Annotated in this window: 24 protein-coding genes and 1 tRNA gene; 13 read left to right on the top strand and 12 right to left on the bottom strand. The window is 67.7% G+C overall.

Annotated elements, in window-relative coordinates; translation table 11 throughout:
- Positions 1–82 precede the first annotated feature (82 nt).
- From corA to trpB, 6 genes are all read right to left on the bottom strand, one after another.
- Positions 83–1,063 (bottom strand): magnesium/cobalt transporter CorA, encoded by a 981-nt coding sequence (gene corA, locus FZP69_RS11980; RefSeq protein WP_152041649.1) that lies wholly within the window; start codon positions 1,061–1,063, stop codon positions 83–85.
- Positions 1,060–1,215, bottom strand: coding sequence for a hypothetical protein (locus tag FZP69_RS22570; RefSeq protein WP_192918570.1), 156 nt, complete (start codon positions 1,213–1,215; stop codon positions 1,060–1,062). The genes corA and FZP69_RS22570 overlap by 4 nt, the downstream gene beginning before the upstream one ends.
- Before the next feature lie 50 nt (positions 1,216–1,265).
- Positions 1,266–1,907, bottom strand: a complete 642-nt coding sequence (locus FZP69_RS11985; RefSeq protein ID WP_152041650.1) for a DUF6517 family protein — start codon at positions 1,905–1,907, stop codon at positions 1,266–1,268.
- 149 nt (positions 1,908–2,056) lie between these two features.
- Positions 2,057–2,458 (bottom strand): hypothetical protein, encoded by a 402-nt coding sequence (locus FZP69_RS11990; RefSeq protein ID WP_152041651.1) that lies wholly within the window; start codon positions 2,456–2,458, stop codon positions 2,057–2,059.
- 32 nt (positions 2,459–2,490) lie between these two features.
- Positions 2,491–2,958 carry a hypothetical protein gene (locus FZP69_RS11995; RefSeq protein WP_152041652.1) on the bottom strand — a complete coding sequence of 156 codons (468 nt, stop codon included), beginning with the start codon at positions 2,956–2,958 and terminating at the stop codon, positions 2,491–2,493.
- A 371-nt stretch (positions 2,959–3,329) separates the two neighbouring features.
- Positions 3,330–4,505: a tryptophan synthase subunit beta gene (gene trpB, locus FZP69_RS12000; protein ID WP_152041653.1), complete on the bottom strand. Its 1,176-nt coding sequence runs from the start codon at positions 4,503–4,505 to the stop codon at positions 3,330–3,332.
- Positions 4,506–4,783: 278 nt separating this feature from the next.
- Between trpB and FZP69_RS12005 the strand changes: the two genes are divergently transcribed.
- The 8 genes from FZP69_RS12005 to FZP69_RS12040 all read left to right on the top strand — a co-directional run bounded on the left by FZP69_RS12005 (position 4,784) and on the right by FZP69_RS12040 (position 11,787).
- Positions 4,784–6,577 (top strand): alkaline phosphatase D family protein, encoded by a 1,794-nt coding sequence (locus tag FZP69_RS12005; RefSeq protein WP_152041654.1) that lies wholly within the window; start codon positions 4,784–4,786, stop codon positions 6,575–6,577.
- Positions 6,578–6,925: 348 nt separating this feature from the next.
- On the top strand, positions 6,926–7,120 hold the full coding sequence (locus FZP69_RS12010) for a cold-shock protein (RefSeq protein WP_152041655.1): 195 nt from the start codon (positions 6,926–6,928) through the stop codon (positions 7,118–7,120).
- A gap of 230 nt (positions 7,121–7,350) precedes the next feature.
- Positions 7,351–8,229, top strand: a complete 879-nt coding sequence (locus tag FZP69_RS12015) for an NOP5/NOP56 family protein (protein ID WP_152041656.1) — start codon at positions 7,351–7,353, stop codon at positions 8,227–8,229.
- On the top strand, positions 8,226–8,855 hold the full coding sequence (locus FZP69_RS12020; RefSeq protein WP_152041657.1) for a fibrillarin-like rRNA/tRNA 2'-O-methyltransferase: 630 nt from the start codon (positions 8,226–8,228) through the stop codon (positions 8,853–8,855). The genes FZP69_RS12015 and FZP69_RS12020 overlap by 4 nt, the downstream gene beginning before the upstream one ends.
- 100 nt (positions 8,856–8,955) lie before the next feature.
- Entirely contained in the window at positions 8,956–10,029 is a 1,074-nt protein-coding gene (locus FZP69_RS12025) for a glutamate--cysteine ligase (protein WP_152041658.1), read from the top strand.
- 147 nt (positions 10,030–10,176) lie between these two features.
- Entirely contained in the window at positions 10,177–10,791 is a 615-nt protein-coding gene (locus FZP69_RS12030) for a winged helix-turn-helix domain-containing protein (protein ID WP_240137618.1), read from the top strand.
- A gap of 83 nt (positions 10,792–10,874) precedes the next feature.
- Positions 10,875–11,381 (top strand): phosphopantetheine adenylyltransferase, encoded by a 507-nt coding sequence (locus FZP69_RS12035; protein ID WP_152041659.1) that lies wholly within the window; start codon positions 10,875–10,877, stop codon positions 11,379–11,381.
- A gap of 178 nt (positions 11,382–11,559) precedes the next feature.
- Positions 11,560–11,787 carry a hypothetical protein gene (locus FZP69_RS12040; protein WP_152041660.1) on the top strand — a complete coding sequence of 76 codons (228 nt, stop codon included), beginning with the start codon at positions 11,560–11,562 and terminating at the stop codon, positions 11,785–11,787.
- Between the two features lie 31 nt (positions 11,788–11,818).
- On the opposite strand, the gene FZP69_RS12045 is transcribed toward FZP69_RS12040, so the two are convergent.
- Positions 11,819–12,127 (bottom strand): transcription initiation factor IIB family protein, encoded by a 309-nt coding sequence (locus FZP69_RS12045; protein ID WP_152041661.1) that lies wholly within the window; start codon positions 12,125–12,127, stop codon positions 11,819–11,821.
- Positions 12,128–12,216: 89 nt separating this feature from the next.
- Here FZP69_RS12045 and FZP69_RS12050 point away from each other — a divergent pair.
- Positions 12,217–12,300, top strand: a tRNA-Leu gene (locus FZP69_RS12050).
- A 553-nt stretch (positions 12,301–12,853) separates the two neighbouring features.
- Here the strand turns inward: FZP69_RS12050 and FZP69_RS12055 are convergent.
- A complete protein-coding gene (locus FZP69_RS12055; protein WP_152041662.1) occupies positions 12,854–13,516 on the bottom strand; it encodes a potassium channel family protein in 663 nt (220 codons plus the stop codon).
- Between the two features lie 114 nt (positions 13,517–13,630).
- Here FZP69_RS12055 and dacZ point away from each other — a divergent pair, with 114 nt between their 5' ends.
- The 4 genes from dacZ to FZP69_RS12075 all read left to right on the top strand — a co-directional run bounded on the left by dacZ (position 13,631) and on the right by FZP69_RS12075 (position 17,577).
- Complete coding sequence (gene dacZ / locus FZP69_RS12060; protein ID WP_152041663.1) at positions 13,631–14,446, top strand: diadenylate cyclase; 816 nt, start codon at positions 13,631–13,633, stop codon at positions 14,444–14,446.
- A gap of 2 nt (positions 14,447–14,448) precedes the next feature.
- Positions 14,449–15,222, top strand: coding sequence for a mechanosensitive ion channel domain-containing protein (locus tag FZP69_RS12065; protein ID WP_152041664.1), 774 nt, complete (start codon positions 14,449–14,451; stop codon positions 15,220–15,222).
- A gap of 251 nt (positions 15,223–15,473) precedes the next feature.
- Positions 15,474–16,214, top strand: coding sequence for a hypothetical protein (locus tag FZP69_RS12070; RefSeq protein WP_152041665.1), 741 nt, complete (start codon positions 15,474–15,476; stop codon positions 16,212–16,214).
- Positions 16,215–16,515: 301 nt separating this feature from the next.
- A complete protein-coding gene (locus tag FZP69_RS12075) occupies positions 16,516–17,577 on the top strand; it encodes an ATP-binding protein (protein ID WP_152041666.1) in 1,062 nt (353 codons plus the stop codon).
- 39 nt (positions 17,578–17,616) lie between these two features.
- Here the strand turns inward: FZP69_RS12075 and FZP69_RS12080 are convergent, their stop codons facing one another.
- From FZP69_RS12080 to FZP69_RS12095, 4 genes are all read right to left on the bottom strand, one after another.
- On the bottom strand, positions 17,617–18,264 hold the full coding sequence (locus FZP69_RS12080; protein ID WP_240137620.1) for an acyltransferase: 648 nt from the start codon (positions 18,262–18,264) through the stop codon (positions 17,617–17,619).
- A 132-nt stretch (positions 18,265–18,396) separates the two neighbouring features.
- Complete coding sequence (locus tag FZP69_RS12085) at positions 18,397–19,416, bottom strand: Acg family FMN-binding oxidoreductase (RefSeq protein WP_152041667.1); 1,020 nt, start codon at positions 19,414–19,416, stop codon at positions 18,397–18,399.
- A gap of 124 nt (positions 19,417–19,540) precedes the next feature.
- Positions 19,541–20,827 (bottom strand): phosphoribosylamine--glycine ligase, encoded by a 1,287-nt coding sequence (gene purD, locus FZP69_RS12090; RefSeq protein ID WP_152041668.1) that lies wholly within the window; start codon positions 20,825–20,827, stop codon positions 19,541–19,543.
- Between the two features lie 252 nt (positions 20,828–21,079).
- Positions 21,080–21,250 carry a DUF1059 domain-containing protein gene (locus tag FZP69_RS12095; RefSeq protein ID WP_152041669.1) on the bottom strand — a complete coding sequence of 57 codons (171 nt, stop codon included), beginning with the start codon at positions 21,248–21,250 and terminating at the stop codon, positions 21,080–21,082.
- Positions 21,251–21,344: the final 94 nt, after the last annotated feature.

The raw sequence follows: 21,344 nt of genomic DNA on the forward strand, positions 1-21,344 counted from the left end.
CCTAAAGAGAATTTGCCGAACTCTCACCCAAATTCCCCCGGTTTCGTCGGCGGGCCGGACCGTGGGACGGCCCAGTCGTCGTTCACAACCAGTCCTGCTGTCTGAAGTACACGAGCAGGACGACCGTGATCGAGGCCATCCCGAGCACGAGCCCGGGGTAGCCGAACCGCCAGCCGAGTTCGGGCATGTTGTACGGGCCGCCCGAGAAGTTCATGCCGTAGATGCCGACGACGAACGTGAGCGGGAGGATGAGGGTCGCGACGACCGTGAGGGTCTTCATCACCTCGTTCGTCGACTGCGACAGCGAGTTGAGGTAGATGTCCCGTGCACCCCGGGCGAGATCCCGGTACGTCTCCGTGAGGTCGACGAGCTGGACGAGGTGGTCGTACACGTCGCGGTAGTACTTCTCGGTCGGCTCGCGGATGTAGTCAGGGTCGCCGCGAGCGAGGACCGCCGCGGCCTCACGCGTCGGCCACAGCACCTTCCGGACGGAGAGCAGGTCGCGTCGGACGGCGTTGAGCGAGACGAGCACGTCCTCGTTCGGTCCCGCGAGCACGCCGTCTTCGACCTCCTCGATGAGGGCCTCGGTCTCGTCGAGGACGGAAAAGTAGCCGTCGACGATGCGGTCGATGACGCGGTAGGCCGCGAAGTCGGGCCCGAGCCGGAGCACCCGCGCGTCCTCGGCCTCGACGACCTGCCACACCCGTTCGACGGCCTCGATCGCGTTCGTCGTCATCGTCACGAGCCAGTCGCGGCCGATGAACAGCCCGATCTGTTGCGTTCGGAGCTCCTCGCCGAACGTCGTCTCGCCACCTCTGAGTGTCGCGGTCTTCACGAGGACGAACGTGTGCGAGGAGAACTCCTCAGTCTTCGGCCGTACGTCGCGCTGGACGTCCTCGACCGAGAGCGGGTGGATGCCGAACACGGTCGCGACCCGGTCGAGTTCGGCCGACGAGGCGTCCGACGCCCGAACCCAGGTCGTCCCGTCGGCGTCGCGGGCCGCCTCGAGATCGTCGTATCTGGTGACGCCGTCGACCGTGTACACCACTGTCTGGACGGTCATTTGAATCCACCCCCGACCGCGAAGAGCGTGAGCCCGACCATCACGCCCGCCACGCTGAATCCGCGACCCGGATACGGCGTGGTAACCCCGATCACGTAGCCGGAGAGTCCGGCGACGGTGAGCACGACACCGGCCGCCTGCACGTGGTTCATGGGAGCTACCTCCCGGGGTGAGCAAAAAAGCGTTGTCCGGATCGGATCGGTCAGGCGCTCGCCGGATGTTCGATCGCGCGGAAGAGCGTCAGTATCTCCGACTCCTGGTCGAGCGCCTGCGGGTAGACGCCGACGCCGACGAGGAAGTCGTCGCCGTCACGGATTTTCCCCACGTGGACGAAGACGTCGATCTCCCGCCCTTGCACCGTCGTGGTCGCGGCGTACTTCGTCACGGCCGTCTCCGTCCCACGGACGATCACCTGCCGGGAACTGACCCGTTCGACGTTCGAGAGCGAGCCGAACCGATCCGTGACGAGCCGGACGAGTTCGTCGTTCGAGTAGTCCCCGATGGGGTTGAACGTCTGTCCGGCGATCTCGACGGCCGGCGTCGACACGACGCTGAACACGCCGAGTCGGGCAGTTCCCAGCAGGGGGATCGTGAGCGACTTCTCGTACGTCGTCACCTTCGAGATCACCCGTACCGTCTGAGTGGCCCCGTCGGGACCGATCTCCCGGGTAGCGACGCTGTCGCGCGTCCCGTTCTTCTCGAAGCCGGTCTGTGACGCGGCCGCCTGGTCGACGTCTGCGGGTTCGGCCTCGAACGTCGTCGCGTCGTCGGAGAGAACCCCGAGGCAGCCGCTCGTCACGAGGAGGACGACCAGTGCGAGCGCGAGGACTGGCTGTCGTCTCATCGGGAACGCTCGGGACGACAGTCGAAAAAGGGCGTCGACTCGGCGAGGCGACCCGGCAGTTCGTGTGGGGCGACGGTCCGGCGGCTCGTGTCACGTCGGTGCGGCGGCCGGTCCCCTCGTGTGAGACGACGGTCCGTCCGATCGACCCCTTACGACGAGTCCTCGATCCCCCGCTGTCGCTTCCGACGCTCGTTCTCCCGTCCGACGACGCGCCCGCTGTACAGGTAGTAGGCGGGAGCGACCAGCGGGAAGACGACCGTCGCGCCGAACCAGAGGTGCCGGGAGTGCCCCCACTCGATCCCCTGTCTGCGGATGGACTTGATGTCCAGTCGGACGAGCCACGCGAGCGCTAGGTGTGAGACGAGGACGACCCACGGAATAGTCGCCGCGGCCTGGCTGAACAGCGACAGCACGAACAGGATGGCCAGGCCGATCCCCCAGACGACGACGATGACAGGTCGGTACCGCGGGTTCACCCTCGGCTGTCGCTGTTGCCGTTCCTCCTCCGTGCGGCCGCGACTGTACTCGTCGCCGGTCGTGTTCGCGCTCACGGGCGTACCGAGATGCTCAGGTGGGAAAAGCGCTACTCACCCTGCCGGCCGAGGTAGTTGACGTCGACCGTGTGGCTCCCCGCCTCGCTCTCGAGTTCCAGCCGGTCGACGAGGTTCGCCCGGACGTGTTCGCGCCACGTCTCGACGCTCTCCGCGTGGAACGTCCGGTGCCGTTCGACCGAGTAGTCGCCACGGCACCGGAGTTCGTCCTCGGTTTCGTCGACCGACGGCACTGGGGGGAGGTCGGGGTCGACGAACGCCGCCGGGTCGATGTGGAGGGGCCGGGTCCCCTCGTGCGACGCCTCCGTCCCCCCAGCGACGTGCAGTCGCGCACGCATCCGCCCGGCGAACGGCGGTGTCACCCGGAGCACGGCGGGCCTGTCGGCTCGCTGGCTGGCTTCGAGCGCCGTCAGCACGTCGTCGACCGTGACGGCGACGCTGCGGACGGTCGTCGGATCGTCGCTCCCGCGCTCGGTTCGTCGATCGAACCCCGTCGTCATCGATCCGCCCTCGGGACGGCCCTGTCACGTCCTTCGGCCGCCTGGCGGTCACGCCGACGGTTCGCTGTCACGAGAAGGGAGCGTCCACGGCTCACGTCCCGTCGCCCCGCGCGACGGACTGCTGCCCGTGGCTCGTCCCGTACGCTCGCGGACGGAGTGTGCCACCACACTCCGGACACGCGGCACGGTAGGACCCCGAAGAGACGGGGATCTCACAGTCTCGGCACACGTACGACGGCCGTTCGGACATCACTGCTCTGTAGGCGAGTATTCGTGTTAAATGTTGGCACGCACCTCGCTGCCGGACCGCCGGCGTGACAGCCGGGCTCCGGAGAGCGCAGGGACCGGTTCGAGAGGCGAGACAGGCGGGCTCAGGTCCCGAGGTCGAACAGCTCCGCAGCCTGCTCCATGTCCTTGTCACCGCGACCGGAGAGGTTGACCACGATCGTGTCGTGGTCGGCGGCGAGTTCCTCGGCGAGGGCGACCGCGTGACTCGTCTCCAGCGCGGGGATGATCCCCTCGGTCTCCGAGAGCGTGCGGAACGCCGCGAGCGCCCGGTCGTCGGTGACGCCGTGGTACTCACACCGGCCCACGGCCCGGAACATCGCGTGTTCGGGGCCGACACCGGGGTAGTCGAGACCGGCCGAGACGGAGTGGACCTCGACGTCGTCGTCGATGACTCGCGTCTGCATTCCGTGGATGACGTCCTCCGTGCCCTCGGCCAGGGGTGCGGCGTGCTTCTTCGAGTCGGCCCCCTCGCCGCCGCCCTCGGCCCCGTAGAAGGCGACGTCGTCGTCGCGGAAGGCGTGGAACAGGCCGATGGCGTTCGATCCACCGCCCACACAGGCGACACAGGCGTCCGGGAGGGAACCGGTCTCCTCGAGGATCTGCTCGCGCGCTTCCTCGCCGATGACCGACTGGAACTCCCGGACCATCCGCGGGAACGGGTCGGGGCCCACCGCGGATCCGACCAGGTAGTGGGTGTCGTCCATGTTGTGCGCGAAGTCCTCGAGTGCCGCGTCGACCGCGTCGGCCAGGCCTGAGCCGCCACGGGTGACCTCGTTCACCTCCGCGCCCATCAGCCGCATCCGGAAGACGTTCATCTTCTGCCGCTCCACGTCCTTCTTCCCCATGTAGATCTCCGTCTCCATGTCGAACAGCGCGCCGACCATCGCGGTCGCGGTGCCGTGCTGGCCCGCGCCCGTCTCGGCGATGAGCCGCGTCTTGCCCGCCTTCTTCGCCAGCAGCGCCTGTCCGACGGCGTTGTTGATCTTGTGCGCGCCGCCGTGGAGGAGGTCCTCGCGCTTGAGGTAGACGTCGGCGCCGTACTCCGCCGAGAGATTGCCGGCGTAGTACAGCGGTGTCGGACGGCCCGCGTACGGTTCGAGTATCTCGCGAAATTCGGCGTGGAACTCGGGGGTCCGGACGATGGTCTCGAACGCGTGAGCCAGCTGTTCGAGCGGCTCCTCCATCAGCTCGGGGACGTGCCGACCGCCGAACTCGCCGAACTGTCCGTCGTCGTCCGCGTCGTCGTGGTGCTGTGACATGTGACTCCGTGTCTCGGTCTCGTACAAATAGCTGCCGTTCAGCCCGACCCACCGGGTGAGTTCACGGGCCGACCGAGTCTCGGGCGTGGAGCGAGAGACCAGGGCTCACACGCCGAACCCGGAGGCGGTCACGCCGGTTCGCCCTCTACGGTTAAGTTGTCTGGCGTCCAACAACAGTGGTATGTCTCTCACTGTCGTTCACACGCGACCGGCTCCGGCCCGGTCGACCGACCAGGATCGCAAAACCCCCGGCGACTTCGGGGGACTCCGAGGCTGAAATGTCGACTGTCACGATCCGACCGGCGATCGAAGCCACCGAACTCACCGACGTCGACACGCTGGTCGACACCGGCGCGGATATATCCGTCGACCGCCCGGAGGAAGTGTTTCCCCAGTCCGTCGCGAGCGGCGGGCCGACGCCGACCGGCATCGTCCTCTGGACGCGAATCGACCCCGAACGGTACGACACCGACCGGAGGCTGCGGCTCGAGGTCGCGACCGACGAGTCGTTCGCGGAGCCGATCGTCCGGCGTGAGTTCCCGGGCCCCGGCGTGAAACCCACGGACAACTACACCATCCGCGTCGACCTCGACGGGCTGCTCGAACCCGACAGCGTCTACTACTACCGCTTCGGCTACGGCGGCGTCCGCAGTCGGATCGGGCGCTGTCGAACGCTCCCCCGGCGTGGCTCCTCACCCGACTCGCTCAGCTTCGGGCTGTTGAACTGTCAGAACTACCAGAACGGCTACTTCGGCGCGATGGCCCACCTCGCCGATTCCGACGTCGACTTCGTCCTCCACCTCGGCGACTACATCTACGAGTACGTCGCCGACGGCTACCCGAAGGGACCCGACGGGCCGTACAAGGACCGACGTCTCGAACTGACCGACGGCGAGACGCTGCCGATGAGTCTCAACGACTTCCGACGCATCTACGAGACGTACAAGACCGACCCGCACCTCCAACGGCTCCATGAGCGGCACACGGTCATCCAGACGTGGGACGACCACGCCATCGCCAACGATCGGTACTGGGACTTCGACGCCGACGCACCGGTGTTCCCCCAACACCCCTGTGGAGAGGCCGCCGAGTTCACGCGGTACCTCACCCGGGCCGGCATCCAGGCGTGGTGGGAGTTCGTCCCCGCCCGCATCACGTACCGGCCCGACGCGGGCCACATCCACGACTCGTTCGACCTGTACCACGCCGTCCGGTTTGGCGACCTCGTGACACTGCTCCTGACCGACGAGCGCCTCTTCCGGAGCGAGCCGCTGTCGTTCACGGAGAAGCTCAGTCCGCGCAAGCGGGCGGACCCCTCGCGAACGATGCTCGGCACCGACCAGCGGGAGTGGTTCCTCGACGAACTCCGCGAGAGCGAGAGCCAGTGGACGGTGTGGGCGAACGCGGTCCTCTTCAAACCGCTCACGCTCGGCACCCGGTGGCTCACCCCGTGGAGCGACTCCTGGGACGGGTTCGAGGCCGAACGGTCGCGGATCCTCCGGGCACTCGGCGAGGCGCGGGAACGCGGCGAGACCCGGGTCGTGACGCTCACCGGCGACATGCACACGACGATCGCGACGACGCTCGAAACCGAGGGACCGGACGCGACCCGTGTCGGCGTCGAACTCATGACCCCCAGCGTGACTGCCGTGAACTTCGCCGAGAAGGCCACAGAGAAAGTCGAGACGGCTGCCGGCAGTCGCCTCGCTGGTCGGCTGGCCGGACACCTCCTGTCGAAGGTGATGCGGGCCGTGGTGACGGGACTGAACGACGACTACGCGTTCCTCGATAGCGCGAACTTCGGCTACTCCGTCATCGAGTTCTCCCGCGACGACTGCACGTGGGACGTCTACTGGGTGGACAAGACGGTCAACGCCGCCGAGACCGACGCGATCCACGCCTACAGCGTTCGCGTCCCCGTCGACGCGTACGAGATCGAAACCCGACCGACCGAGGGGCGGGTCGACACCCACGGACGGGCCCGTGATGCTCCAGGACCGACCCGACCACGCCGGCTACAGTCGGACGCCCCGACCACTCGGCGAGAACGACCCTCGAAGCCGAATCCGTGACCTACACTGTCTCGACCCGACCGTGGGCGGGAACGTGCCCCGACCGTCGCCTGCGGTTCTGAGCTGTCGCGTCTCCCCCCGTCGAACGGGTGTCGTCCGTCGGACGTCCCCGACCGATCGACGGGGACGACCGTGTGCGGTGGACGGTGCCGGCCGGACCCGAACCGTGGCTTCTCCCGAAATCACCCCGGATCCCCCCAGAGTCGGAACCCTTCGCGCCGAATCGACCATTGAACGGACACCTGTGCACTCTGCTGTCTCTTTTACGGGATAAATCAATCCCATTCCGGACTTTTGTTGAAGTTTTTCACAACCCTTATACGCGTGACCGGATTGTGTTCAGTTGCAATGGCGAAAGGAAACGTTGATTTCTTCAACGACACTGGCGGCTACGGTTTCATTTCGACGGACGATGCGGACGACGACGTGTTCTTCCACATGGAAGATGTCGGCGGCCCGGACCTCGAAGAGGGACAGGACGTCGAGTTCTCCATCGAGAGCTCGCCCAAGGGTCCCCGCGCAGCGAACCTCACGCGCCTGTAAAGTCGTCGCTCGAGACGACTCGATCACCGAACACTCGTGACGTGGGCACGGTGCCCCGCCGACGAGCGGAAAACCCGTTTGTCCGGTCGTTCCCGGCAGACGTCGTTCTTCTCCGAACCACTCCAACCGCGAGCGGCCGCGCTCCGGGCGACCGCGAGCCGAGGGGCGTCGTCCGATCGATCACGGGCCGCGACCGGGACGGATTTACAGCCGCGGGGAGAGCGTGCGGTATGCACGGCGGCACTCCCCCGACGGAGGCGGGCTGGTTCGCGGGCGTCGACCCGGACGATCTCGACGCCGCGAGGGAGGCGATCACCGACGGCGAGACGGACGAACCGGACGACTGGTCGGCCCTCGCCGTCGAGGCTGGATACGTCGACTCCACGGACGAGTACTACGAGTGGCTGCACGCGGCCACCGTCCACGCGGCAGCGGAAGACGTGCGCGAACGCGAGCGCGCGGACGACCAGCAGTTGAAACACGCGATCCGTGCCATGGACGACGCGGCTCGAACCGCGAACGAACTGGCCGAGCGGGTCGAGGAGTGGGGCGGGGCGCTGTTCGACGACGACCTCGGCGGTGGCGTCGCGGCTGCACGCGACGTCGCGGCTCGCGACCCCCGCGACCCGACCGAGGAACGAGTCGTCTCGCTCGCCGCGCGCGTGGTCGCGCTCGACGACGAGCGCGACGCGTTGCGCGCGTACGTCGAGACGCACGCACCGACCGTCGCACCGAACCTCGCCGAGATGGCCGGTCCGGTGCTTGCCGCCCGACTCGTCGCGCTCGCCGGGGGACTCGAGCCGTTGGCGAAGATGCCCGCGGGAACGATCCAGGTGCTCGGTGCCGAGGACGCGCTCTTCGCCCACCTGCGCGGACGCGCCCCTTCCCCGAAGCACGGCGTCATCTTCACCCACGAGTTCGTCCGTGGGACCCGCCCGGAGGACAGGGGCTCGGCGGCGCGGGCGTTCGCCGCGAAGCTGGCGCTCGCCGCGCGGGCGGACCACTACGCCGGCGAGCGACGCGAGCGACTCCACGTCGACCTGGCGGCACGGATGGAGCGGATCCGCTCGCGTGCCCACCCCGGCGGGACCGGTGGTGAGGACGCGTGAGTCTCCCGACGGGCGTCGAACGTCGAACCGTCGACGACCGCGAGCGACTCGTCACCCGCGGCGAGCCGGTGTACGGCGAACCCACGGTGGGCGAGTGGCGCGTCTGGGACGCCGGCCGCTCGAAGCTCGGCGCGATGCTCTCGATCGGCGTGGAGACGGGGCTCGACGGCGGGGAGACCGTGCTCTATCTGGGTGCCGCCTCGGGGACGACCGTCAGCCACGTCGCCGACTTCTGCGGGCCGACGTACGCCGTCGAGTTCGCTCCGCGGCCGGCCCGCGACCTCGTGGGAGTGGCGTCGAGCCGTGAGAACCTCTTTCCGCTGCTGAAAGACGCCCGCCGCCCCGAGACGTACGCCCACGTCGTCGAGCGCGACCTCGGGGTGATCGTCCAGGACGTCGCCACGCGCGGCCAGGCGGACGTCGCCCTCCGGAACCGGCGGTTCCTGCGCGACGACGGGCGTCTGCTCCTCGCGGTGAAGGCGCGGAGCGAGGACGTCACGGCCGCCCCCGCTGACGTGTTCGACCGGGTTCGAGAGCAGCTCGCCGAGGGGTACGAGATCCTCGAGACGCGCCGACTCGACCGCTACCACGCGGACCACCTCGCCGTCGTCGCGCGGCCACGGTGACCGGCCGGTCATCGCTGGACGAATCCCCGTCCGCCGGTCGGGGCCGTCGCGTGCACGCGGTCCACGGTTTATTTAACAGCCCGGAGCGAAGCCCGCGCCGATGGACATCGGCTCGTCGGAGGCGTTCTCTCGGCTGGGTACCCTCGGCGTCGAGGAGGAGTTCTACATCGTCGACGACGGAGGGCGACCGACGTCGGGCATCGGCGATCTGGTGTACGGTGACCCGCCTCCGGACCTGCTCGAAGACCGGCTCGACCACGAACTGTTCAAGTTCACCATCGAGACGCAGACGCCGCTGATCGAGTCGATCGACGCGGTCGACGAGACGGTCCGGGCGGTCCGCGAGGCGCTCGTCGACCACGCCGAGAGCCACGGCTACCGGATCGCCGCGGCGGGGCTGCACCCGGCGGCGAAGTGGCGCGAGCTCGACCACGCCGAGAAACCCCGCTACCGCGCGCAGCTGGATCGGATCCGGTACCCCCAGCACCGGAACACGACGGCGGGGCTGCACGTCCACGTCGGCGTCGACGACGCCGACAAGGCGACATGGGTGGCGAACGAACTCCGGTGGTACCTTCCTCCGTTGCTGGCGCTGTCGGCGAACTCGCCGTTCTGGAACGGCTTCGACTCGGGGCTGGCTTCCGCCCGGGCGAAGGTGTTCGAGGCGCTCCCGAACACGGGCATGCCGACCGCGTTCGACTCGTTCGACTCCTATCTCGACTTCGAACGGCAGATGGTCGAGACCGACTCGATCAACGACCGTGGCGAACTCTGGTACGACGTCCGCCCACACACGGGCCACGGGACGGTCGAGGTGCGGACGCCGGACGGACAGACCGATCCCGCGCGCGTGACGGCCTTCACCGAGTACGTCCACGCGCTCGTGCTCGATCTCGCCGCGCGGTACGAGGACGGCGAGTCCGGGACCGACGTCCGGCGGGAACTCCTCGACGAGAACAAGTGGCGCGCGATGCGGTACGGCCGCGAGGCGTCGTTCGTCACCCCCGAGGGGGAGAGCGTGGTCGACCTCGCGACTCACGTCGACGCCGAGTGCGACCGACTCGGGGTCGACGGCCTCCGCGAGATCCTCGACGGCGACTGCTGCTCGACCCGACAGCGACGCATCCACACCGAGGCGGGTATGGACGCGCTCTGTCGGTCGCTGCTCCTCTGATTCCACCCCGGTCGAGGGGGTCACGGGCGTGGAGTCGCCCCCGCGACGAGACGGAACCGCGGTGGCGGGGTGGGCGGCCGCTGTCGTTCACTCGTCACGAGAGAAAGATTTACCTGGCCGTAGTTTTGACCTTGCGGCGAGCACACGATGACTCCCGAGGACACCGACCCGACTGACGGGGACGAGGGCGAGGACGGGGACGAACACCGTCCGGGGGCCGAAGACACCGGATCCGTAACCGACGACGAGTTCGAGGACGAGTTCGACGTCGAGGAGTTCGACGACCTCGCGGAGTCGGAGGGGTCGCCGAAGGCGAAGGCGAAGGCCGCGCGCGAGCGGCTCGAGGCCGAGGCCGACCGCGCAGTCGAAGGGTTCGACGAGAACGTGGTCGACCTGCTCGCGTGGCTCCTAGACACGGAGACGCGCGCACGGATCTACGTCTATCTGAGACAGCATCCCGCGTCGACGAGCGAAGAGGTCGCCGAGGGTACCGGACTCTACCCGAGTACGGTCCGCGAGGCGCTCGCGGAACTCCACGACGAGAGGAAAGTGACGCGCGGGAAACGAGAGAGCGCGGGGGCTGGGAACAACCCCTACGAGTACGAGGCGATCGCCCCGTCGGAGCTCGTCAACGGGGTCGTCGACCAGGTCCAGCAACAGCTCAACACCGTGTTCAACCTCGACCGCCGGCTGGGCGGGGCCGACGTGGCCGGCGACGACTCGCCCGTCACGATCACCGTCGAGGATGAAGAGACGGAGTGAACCGACGACGCGGACCGACGTGACGCCCCACGGCGCTCCGGTGAAGTAGTCGACTTTAAGACGCGGCGCACCGACCGCCGGATATGCACGTCGCGCTGGGCGGGACGTTCGACCCGGTCCACGACGGTCACCGCGCGCTCTTCGAACGCGCGTTCGAACTCGGCGACGTCACTGTCGGTCTCACGAGCGACGAACTGGCGCCGAAGACCCGGAACGTCGACCGGTACGTCCGCCCGTTCAAGGAACGAAAGCGCGACCTCGAAACCGAACTCGCCCGGTTCGCCGACGAGTACGACCGCGACTTCGAGGTTCGGCGACTCGACGAGCCGACGGGCATCGCGACCGAGCCCGGCTTCGACGCGCTCGTCGTCTCGCCCGAGACCGAGTCGGGTGCCGAGGCAGTCAACCGCATCCGGCGCGAGCGTGGGCTGAAGCCGCTCGAGATCTCCATCGTCGACCACGTCCCCGCTGCCGACGGCGACCGGATCTCCTCGACCCGGATCGTCCGTGGCGAGATCGACGAACACGGCACGCTCACGCCGGACCGCGAGGGTCGTCCGCCGGCACAGGGCTCCGAATCCGGTCACTGATCGGTCGTCGCGTCCCGCTGCATCGCGTGTTCGACGTCCCGGCCTGTCACCCTCTCACGTTGTCCCGTCCCGGCCCGCGGGCGGCTCGTCGTCCTGTCGGTCTCACCATCGACCTCACCGTGGTCCACGCCGACTCCCTAGCGAAACGTTCTCACACCCGGTGGGCGTAGACGGAGGTATGCGCCCGAAGACACTCGCCGTTGTCGGGAGCGTCCTCGTCGGGCTGGCAGCGTTCGCCTTCGTCGGCTTCGGCGTCACGCATCTGCTCGCACGGCGGGCCGCGATCGGGGCCACCTCGGAGGCGTCGCCGCTCATCGGGGCACCGGCGGGGGCGACGGCGGCGATCGTCAGCGGGCTGGTCACCTACTACGTGCTCTGGCGGCACTTCGGCGTGCGGGTGGCCTGATCGTCGCCGCTCGTCCCGACCTCCGACCCGGTCACCACTCCGGTGGATGGAACCCGGCGTCCCGGAGGAGATCCTTCCAGCGCGTCTGGATCGAGAGCCGTGCGACGTCCATCGTCTCGGCGACGCGCGACTGCGAGCGCTGCTCGCCGACGATGAGGCTCCCGGCGTAGAGGCTCGCGGCGGCGACGGCCGGCTTCGACCGGTCGGCGTCGGGGACGTGCGAGAGGAAGAGGTCGACCGCGATGGAGCGCGCCTCCGAGCCGAGGTCGAGGCTGTCGGCCGCGCGGTTCATCCGCGCCAGCCACTCCTCGTTCTCCACACGGTCGCGTGCCCGGTACATACCTCGGCTTTCGACGTCGGTGGATAAAAACCGCGCGTCGGCTTCGAAGCGATGGGTTGAATTCTCGCCCGGGTGTACGCGACAGACGCGCGTGGGTAGCCAAGCCAGGAAACGGCGCAGCGCTTAGGACGCTGTCTCATAGGAGTCCGCCGGTTCAAATCCGGTCCCACGCATACCGTCTCGAACGCCAGTGAGAGACGTGTATGCGTTACGGGCGGATGTGCGGCCCAGAGAACGAGCGAAGCGAGTTCTCGTGGGTCAAATCCGGTCCCACGCACTCTCCTGCGAACGTCAGTGAGCAGTGAGCGTGCAACGTCCGGTTTGAACCCGACGAGTCGCGCGCAGCGAACGGAGTGAGCGAGCACGTCTCGGCCCGGTTCGAATCCGGTCCCACGCACTGAGACGGCTTCGGAGTTGACCGATTTTCTCCCCGATAGGACACTCCGAGATGGAAGACCTGCCGATACCGCTCTCACGCCGTCCCGCTCGGGTGTCCTGCAGTCGGGACACGAGTCCCGGATCGAACCCGACGCAGCCCGGCCCAGTGACTGTCCGTTTCACTACCGGAACCCGCATACGAGGGAGTGAACGGGCGAAAATCGGATGAGGAACTGAGCGAGAGCAGTGATCACCAACTGCTGATTGTGGTGAGCAAGTGAGCGTCCCCGTCTCCGTGGTCTCCGCCTCGGATGACGTTCCGACCGGGTCCCTCGTGTTCGACGACCGTCACCCCTCGAACAGTCGTCGGACCTCGTCGGCGACGCCGCGGTCGAGCGCGAGCAGGTACCGGTTGCCCGATTCGAGCCGCGTCCCGCCGGTGACGATCGCGGAGCGGGTCACGTCACCGACGAGGCGACCCCCGACGGGGAGCGAGATCTCCTCGACGCGCTTCCCGTCGACGGGGGCACCGTCGGCCACGGTAAAGACGGCGGCCTCGAACCCCGGTGGCAGTTCGACGAACTGCTCGAACCCCTCCTCGAGGAGGGACGCGAGCACCAGTCGTGCGCCCGCGTGCTCCGGGTAGACCACGCCGTCGACGAACGTCTCGTTGGCCTCCCGCTCCGCCGCGGCCGCGCTGTCCGCGCGCGCCACCGTCCGGATCTCGGGGGCGATTTCGCGGGCCTGCGCACAGACGGCGACGTTCGTCGCGCCGTCGCCGGTGACGGCTGCGACGGCGTCGCTCCGCCCGACGGTCGCCTCCCGGAGGATCTCGGGACTGGTGGCGTCCCCCTCGACCACCATCGACACGTGGCTCTCGCTCACCGCCCGGCACCGGGTTCCGTCGCGCTCGACGACTATGGGCGTGTGTCCGTACTCCTGCAGGAGGTCGGCGACCCGAAATCCGACTCGGCCACCCCCCGCGACGACGACCCGTGAGTCGAGAGACATGTCTGGTGTGTTGACGTGGCACACGAATAGAGGTTCGGGAAGCCCTCGAACCGCACGACGAGCGCACGACGATGACGTAAACCCTTATCCCGGAGGGGGTCGAGATACGGAGCAATGGCGACGCTCTCGGACCTCCTCGACTACCTCATCACTGACGTTGACGGCGTGTTCCTCTTCTCGCCGAGCAGTTCGTTCTACGAGCAGGTCGCTGACACCGACGCGCCGACGGAAGTGGTCGTCGTCGCGCCACAGAACGCGGTCGAGGCGGAGTCGTACGTCGAACTCCCCCTGGAGTTCGAGAACGTCCGCGACAGGATCCGCTTCGGCATCGAGGGAGCCATGGACCGCGAACTCGTCGCCGAGGGCGACGACCTGGCCTGTTCGGTCGCCGTCTTCGACGGAGGGCCGGACTCGGTCGTTCGGGTCCGGGTCGACGAGTCGATGCGGTCGGGGTTGTACGACCTGTTCACGCACTCGCGGGCCGAACCAGGTGTCATCCGCGACGTGTTCGAGGTCGCGATCGAGCTCGGCAAGAAGGGTCAGAAGGGCAAGCCCGTCGGCGCGCTGTTCGTCGTCGGCGACGCGGGCAAGGTGATGAACAAGTCGCGCCCGCTGTCGTACAACCCCTTCGAGAAGTCACACGTCCACGTCGGCGACCCCATCGTGAACGTGATGCTGAAGGAGTTCTCCCGGCTGGACGGCGCGTTCATCATCTCCGACTCGGGCAAGATCGTCTCCGCCTACCGCTATCTCGAGCCGTCTGCCGAGGGTGTGGACATCCCGAAGGGGCTCGGCGCTCGGCACATGGCGGGCGGCGCGATCACGCGCGACACGAACGCGACGGCGATCGTCCTCTCGGAATCCGACGGCCTCGTCCGGGCGTTCAAGGGCGGCCGACTCATCCTGGAGATCGATCCGGAGGATTACTGACGATGCAGACGGCGAGGGAGCTGCTCGACGCCGTGCCGACACGGATCTGGATCGCGCTCGGAATCGTTGTCTTCGGCGTCGTCCTTGGCTATCTGGCGAGCGTACTCCTCAGACGGGTCCTCGAACGGCTCGGGGTCCCGAACGCGATCGAAGGCACCTCGTTCGAGCGAACCGCGCGCGACTTCGGGAGCTCGACGGTCGTCATTCTCTCGCGGCTGACGCGCTACTTCGTCATCGGCCTCGCGGTCCTCGTGGCGCTGTCGGTCCTCGGCATCGACTACGTCGACCAGCTCGGGAGCGCGATCGCCGCCCTCTTCCCACAGGTGTTCGCCGCCACGATCATCATCATCGTGGGACTCGTCGTCGCCGACAAGGTCGAACTGTTCGTCGCCGAACAGCTCCGTGGCGTCAAGCTCGAACGAGTCGATGTCGTCCCGCTGGGAGCGAAGTACAGCGTCCTGTACCTGGCGACGCTCATCGCGCTGTCGCAGGTCGGCGTCGCCACCGATGCGCTCGTCGTGTCGCTCGCCGCGTACTTCTTCGCGCTCGTCGTGCTCACGGTCGTCGCCTTCAAACAGATGCTCGCGTCGGGAGCGGCGGGGATCTACCTCCTCCTCAACCAGCCGTACGGGATCGGTGACGAGATCAGAGTCGGCGACGCTCACGGAATCGTTTCTGAGATGGACCTGTTCGTCACTCACATCGAGTCCGACGAGGAGGAACTCATCCTCCCGAACGACAAGGTATTCGAACGCGGCGTCGCCCGGGTCAGGTGACTGCACGGCTCGAAAGGGCGCCACGTCATTCGTTTTATGCCCCATTAATTCCGCTCCGTCCGTCTTCACGCTCTCATAATGCGCACAATACTACGAGCAATAAATACACGAAATAATTACTTTCAGGTTAATGCTATATTTTTCACAGTTTCAGCCGTGATAGTTAGCGAGATGAACTTATGTACTACCCCCCGAACGGTGAAAGTGACGACCCCGTCGCAAGGGGTCGCCTGGCACGCGAACCAAAAACCATGTCCGAATCTTCGAACTCTCTGGCACGCGAACCGACGCGGACGATCCACAGCACCGACACCACGACTGACGTACCCACCCCCGACGAGGCGGCCGAGACCCTGCTCCGGGCGTTCTACGCACAGGACGAACGCGACGCTCACCTCCGTGCGGGCGACGCCACTGCCGCCGCTCGTGCGGCGGACATGGCCCGTGACCTGATGGGTACGGCGTTCGTCGCCGAGTTTCCCCACGTCCCGGAGTCGATGGCCCACCTCGCGGGCGTTCGCTTCGTCGAAGCGCTCTTCATCCAGGACGAGATCGAGAACCGCGAGGCGCTCGCCTCGGCGGTCGACGAACACGGGCTCGACGCGACGCTGTTCCTCACGGACACTGCGGTCCGCGACGGACCACTCCTCGCCGACCCGCGCTGGGACCTGGTCGAAGCGTACCTCCGGGACGTCTGCGACCACGTCGACATCGACCACGACTACGCGGCCGCACAGACGCGGTTCTGGAAACTCCACGGTCAGCAGATGAACTGGATGGACGCCGCCGCGACCGCCCACCGCATCAAGGTCGAAGCGATGCTCGACGGTGTCGACGCGGCACCGAGAGATATCGCCCGACTCGCGGACTACTTCGTCGCCGGCGTCGCCGGTCACGACCAGTGGGGCGACGACGAGACCGACGCCGTCGACAGCGTCGCCGACCTCGTCACCACGTACTACGACGAACTGTTCACGCTCCGCTCCGCCTGAACCGAGCGCCGTCCCGCCTGGCACGCACGGGACATCACCGCCGCTGACACCCCACGACGCGCACGAGACCCACACCGCCCCGCCTGGCACGCACGGGACATCACCGCCGCTCTCACTGGCGAATCGGAATCGACAGGACCGATACGCACGAGCGCAGCGGCCGAATCAGACACGCGACAGACACACGATAGGCACTGACATCGATCCTCCGCCGAGTGTCGGTTCTCGCTGACGTTCACGCTCTCACGCGTGTAGGGGACGGGTTAATACCACCCCGGAGTGTATGGAACGTACGCACCTGATGTCTACTCCGCCTCCGTCGGTGTACGTAGAAGCGTTCTACAACGCTGATACACCGATGCTCCTCTACGATCTGAACTTCATCATCAACGACGTGAACCGAGCGGGAGAGGTGTTCACCGGCTACGCCCGTGACGAGCTGGTCGGCGAGCCGGTGTCGATCATCGCCGGCGACACGGAGACCGTCGACGACATCATCGAGACGCTGGTCCGTGGCGAACCGTGGCGGGGGGACTTCGCACTGCAGACGAAGTTCGGCACGCGCGTCTACGGTCGGGGGTCGACCGCGCCGATCGTCGTCGACGGGAAGACGAAAGGGTACGTCGCGGTGTTCGTCGACACGACGAAACAGCAGCGGTACGCGAGCACCTCGCGCGTATTGAGTCGACTCCTGCGCCACGACCTCCGGAACGAACTCAATCTGATGTACGGATACATCGATCGGGCCGCCACGAAGACGGACGATCCCGACGCGCTCGCGTCCCTCCGGAAGGCCCGCCAACAGGTCGAACAGATCGTCGGGCGGTCGGACCAGGTCCGCGACCTTCGCGACCTCCTCGAACAGTCGTACGACGCCGAGAGCCGCCCCGTCCGGCTCGCGGAGGTGCTCGAGGAGCGAGTCGTCGCGGCCCGGAAACAGTTCCCCGAGGCCGACATCTCGCTCGGACAGATCCCCGGTGTCCGCGTCTACGCCGACGACCTCCTCTCGGCCGCCTTCGACGCGCTCATCGAGAACGCCGTCGTCCACAACGACAAGGAGGTACCGGAGGTCGAAGTCGACGTGCTGGACCGACAGACGGACGTCGTCGTCCGCGTCCGAGACAACGGGCCCGGTGTCCCGCTGGAGCAAGAAGACCTCATCTTCGGCCGCGAAGACGTCGACGTGGTCCACCACGGGACCGGTCTCGGGCTGTTCCTAGTCGACAGCATCGTCAGCAACTACGACGGAACCGCGTGGGTCGAGGAGAACGAACCCGAGGGGGCGACGTTCGCCATCCGCCTCCAGCACGCCTCGGACACGGCGGTCGGCGAGAACGTCTCAGAGCCGATCCGCGAGGACTGAGACGGACAACGAAGCGGACTGGTCGACCCTGTCGCTGGGTTACTCCTCGTCGACTCCTCCCGTGTCGGCGTCGGCCGCCCCGGTTCCGTCGTCCACTGTCGACACCGGCGTCGCCGGGACGCCCGCCACGGTCGCACCCGGGGGAACGTCCCCCGCGACGAGCGAGTTCGCCGCCACCTGCGCGCCCGCCCCGATCCGAACGCCGGGGAGCACGACCGCTCCGGCGCCGATCATCGCCCGTTCACCCACGTGGACCTCGCCCGTCCGGTACTCCTCCTGGAGGAACTCGTGACAGAGCAGGGTGGCGTCGTAGCCGATGATGGCGTGGTCGTCGACCGTGATGAGTTCGGGCCAGAAGACGTCCGGCGTCGACTCCAGCCCCCACGCCACTCCCTCGCCGACGGTCATGCCGAGCGCGCGGAACAGGCGGTTCTTCAGCCGGAGGCTCGGGGAGACCCGCGCGAGGAGGACGACGGCGTAGTTGCGCGACACCGTCAGCGGCGACTTCGCGTCCGTCCACTGCATCAGCGAGTTGCTCCGTCCCCGCGTCGGATGGCGGGTGAGGCGATCGTGGCGACGGTCGTCGGTCCCCGACGCGTCCGTCTCGCCGTCGTCTTGCCCGTCGTCCGAGCCTCCCTCGTCGTCCGCGGCGTCCCCGTCGTCCGCACCGTCGTGCGTGTCTGTCACGACACGGGCTTCGACGGGGGTGAGTAAAACCCTCTCGCGTGACCGCCAGAGAGCGACGCCCGTCGGTTCGAGCGTCACCGGGAGCGTCAGTCGCACGTCGTCGAGAGCCTCAGCCGAGCGTCGTCGCGAGCGTCAGTCGAGGACCGCCGAGAGCGGGCGGCGCGAGGAGTGACCCCGTTCGGGGTCGGCGTGTCCGAGCCGGAACAGGTGCTGGACGACCTTGCCTCCGCCGCCGGCGGTGTCGTCGGTGTCGCCGGTTTCGATCCCGAGCGCGTCGGTCAGTTCCGCGCGCAGGTCCGGGAGTTCGAGCACCTGACTCATCGGGTGGACCGAGAGCCCCTCGACCGTCGCGAGCAGTGCCAGTCGTTCGAAGGTCTGCCCGACCCGGACCTGTGCGCTCCGCGTGTCCAGTTCGCTCCCGAGGACGACCACGACCGGCGCGCCCTCGACGAGGACGGAGTCCGTCGCCGCCTGCCGGTCACCGAGGTCGAGGTGGGTCACCGCCAGCTGCCCGAGCTTCGCCTTCAGCCACGACGTCGCGAGCGCCCCGTTCCCGATCCACTCGCCGAGCTCCCTCCGGTACGCGGGGTCTTCGAACTGCCGGCGGTCCGCGCGCGTCACGAGTTCGCCGAGCCTCGCCTTCGTCTCCTCGCCCTCGACGAACTCGATCCAGAGGTCCGGGTCGGCGACCGCCCGCTCGAGCTCCGCGAGGGTGGACGCCGACACGGAGCCGTAGTATGGTCCGTGGTTCGTCGACCGCTCGGTGAGCGCCTCGAACAGTCCCCCGCGCAGGGGCGACCGCGACCCGCCGGGCGAGAGGACGACGCGCGCGACGCCGGGTCCGTCCTCGGCGGCGACGTACGTCACGTCGTGTTCGAAGCCGAACTCCTCGGCGGCGACGAGGAGGTTCTCCAGCGCACAGCCGACGCTGATGTACAGCTCGCGGCGGTCGGAGTCGGCCACGGGGAGCCACCGATCCTCGTCGACGGCGACGTCGACGCCGCCGTTCTCGATCGAGAACCGCCACGGCTGGGTGTTGTGGCTGGACGGTGCGAGGATCGCGTACTGGAGGAGAAACCGGAGCTGTGCGTCGAGCGGGCCGTCGTCGGGGAACGCCTCCCTAGAGACGGTCCACGGGTCCGAATCGTCCATATTCGTCGGTCGACACGAGACGGCAAGAACGTTGTGCGGGGGGCTCGGAGAACGGCGCCGGCGAGCGGTCGATCCGATGGACCGAGCCGACCGTCCCGACGAGTGTCGGGCAGATCCGTCGGCGTTACGACCCGCGGAGTTCGTCCATGTGGTCGATCCGGGCCCGGAGGAGTTCGTGTTTGCCGATGTCGTGCCTGACGCGGAGTCCCTCGTCCGCGGCCGCGAGCGCGCCGTCGGCGATCCCTTCGGCCTGTTCGATGGTGTCGCCGAGGCCGACGACCGCGAACGAGCGGGAGGTTGTGGTGTAGAGCCCGTCGTCGCGTTCGTCGACCGAGGCGTAGAAGAGGAGCGCCTCGCCGACGCTCTCCTCGTCGACCGCGATGCGTGCGCCGGCGGTCGGCTCCGTGGGGTAGCCGTCGGGGACGGCGTACTTGCAGACGGTGGCCTTGCGGTCGAAGTGGAGTTCGGGGAGCGAGTTCCCGTCGCGCGCCGCGGTCAGCACGTCGAGGAACCGCGTCCGGAGCACGGGCAGGGTGTTCATCGCCTCGGGATCGCCGAAACGGGCGTTGAACTCCACCACCTTGGGACCGTCGGCCGTGAGCATGAACTGCCCGTAGAGGACCCCCTTGTACTCGGGGAGGGCGTCGACGACGGCCTGGAGGATCTCGATGGCCGCGGCGTAGTCGTCCTCGGTCATGAACGGCAGGATGAGCGACGCGTCGGAGTACGACCCCATCCCGCCCGTGTTGGGTCCCTCGTCGCCCTCGTAGGCGCGCTTGTGGTCCTGGACCGCCGGCGTCACCCGGACGTCGCCGTTGGCGACGAGCGCCTGGACGGTGAACTCCTCGCCCACGAGCCGTTCCTCGAGGACGACCCGGTCGTACGACTCCTCGCGCAGGTACGCCTTGGCCTCCGCCTTCGTGACCTGGTCGCCGATGACCTTGACGCCCTTCCCGCCGGTGAGTCCGGCGGGCTTGACCGCGAGGTCTCCGTCGAAGGCGTCGATGTAGTCGCAGGCCGCCTCGATGTCGTCGAACGTCTCGAAGGCGGGACAGCCCGGGACGTCGTGGTCTCGCATGAACCGCCGCTGGTACGCCTTGTCCGTCTCGATGCGTGCCGCCTCCTCGCGTGGGCCGAACGTGTACACCCCCGCCTCGTCGAGGGCGTCGGCGACGCCCGCCGCCAGCGCCGACTCGGGACCGATCACCGCCAGCGTCGCGCTGATCTCCTCGGCGTAGTCGACGATCTCCTCGACCGCGGTCTCGTCGACGAGCTCAATCGCCTCGGCGAGCCGACCGATGCCCGGGTTCCGGTTCGACGCGCAGGCGTACAGCTCGCAGTCGTCGGCGAGCGCACGGGCGATCGCGTGCTCGCGGCCGCCCCCACCCACCAGGAGTACGGTCTCCGTCATTGTCGGAGGAGTTTTGCACGAGAGTGTAAAGTTTGCCTTTCCGCCGAGCGACGGTGTTCACGAGCGTGGATATCGGATCGGGCTGGCGTCGCGGGACGGTCACCGGCAGGCTGGCTCCGTCTACCGTCTTCGGTGGGTAGCGGGGAGGTGCCTCTCCGGCTGGTCACGCTCTCCGTCAAGGCCGAACCGAAGCCGAGGTCGAAGTCGAAGAAGGGACCGACGTCGTCGTCGAAACCCCAGTCGATTCGTTCCCTATACGTCCCGGATGCTCGACCGGATCGACTCGACCGTCGCGTCGTCCAGTTCCACGTCCGGATGGGCCCCGGCGGCGTGTTCCTGGGCCTGTGCCATGATCTCCGCCTCGGTCTCTCCTTCGATCGATGCGTGACACCCCTCGATGATGCAGTCGAGCCGCTTTGTCATAGTACCAAAGTATGTGTGGTATCATCTACCATAACCCTGTCGGGGTCTGACCCGGCCAGTGCTCGCACGGCCAGAGAGGGTTCGACGTGCCGTC

The organism is Salinigranum salinum (assembly GCF_009176545.1).
In the GTDB taxonomy this organism is placed as follows: Archaea; Halobacteriota; Halobacteria; order Halobacteriales; family Haloferacaceae; genus Salinigranum; species Salinigranum salinum.